The sequence below is a fragment of the Motilibacter aurantiacus genome (assembly GCF_011250645.1).
In the GTDB taxonomy this organism is placed as follows: domain Bacteria; phylum Actinomycetota; class Actinomycetes; order Motilibacterales; family Motilibacteraceae; genus Motilibacter_A; species Motilibacter_A aurantiacus.
This window is the reverse complement of sequence record NZ_JAANNO010000040.1, coordinates 1-746: the sequence shown is the minus strand read 5'-3', so window position 1 is coordinate 746 and position 746 is coordinate 1. Positions and strand designations below refer to the sequence as shown.

The window sequence follows — 746 nt, the reverse complement described above, 5'->3', positions numbered from 1 at the left end:
CGTCGGCCTCCAGGTAGGCGTAGACGACCTCGGCCTTCGCGAGGTCGTCGGCCTCGATGCCGGTGAGATCGAACGGCGTCGCCCAGCCGGGAGTCCCGCAGTGCTGCACGCGCGCGGGGGCGTGCAGGGTGCGCACCTTGAGCTCGTCCACCATCCCGAGCGCGCCGAGCCGGCCGCCCTCGAAGGTGTCGGTGCGGACGGCGTCGGTCTTGGTCACCTCTCGGGCCGCGAAGAACATGTCGTTCATCAGCAGCACCGTGCCGAAGCACGTCGTCTTCTGGCTGGCGGCCAGCGTGATGGCGTTGAAGAGGTTGGCCAGCCCGTCGAAGGAGAACGTGTTCTGCTGGCGCATGGCCCCGGTGAAGACGACCGGCTTCTGGCTGCGCACCGTCAGGTCCGACCAGTAGGCCAGCTCCTCCATGATGTTCGTGCCGGTGTTGATGACGACCGCGTCGACGTCCGGCTTGGCCAGCTCCGCGTCGGTCATCCGCGTCAGCTTCAGCAGCTCGGCCGCGGTCGTCGCCGCGGAGCTCCCGAGGATGCCGGTGTCCTTGATCGTCACGTCGGCCACCGTGTCGATCTCGGGGCTGATGCGCTCCTTGATGTCCCTGATGGTGACGCGCGGACCCCCGTACGACTGCCAGCGGCTGCGCCCGACGGCGGAGGAGACGATGGTCCCGCCGGCGTCCAGGATCGTGACGTTCGGCAGCTCCGTGTCGGCGGCCGCTGCCACCGTCGCGGCGACG

Annotated in this window: 1 protein-coding gene; it reads right to left on the bottom strand. The window is 69.4% G+C overall.

Going from position 1 to position 746, the window contains the following annotated elements; all coding sequences use genetic code 11:
* Positions 1–746 (bottom strand): asparaginase domain-containing protein (locus G9H72_RS20725; protein ID WP_196791469.1); only part of this gene is annotated, 746 nt, incomplete at both ends.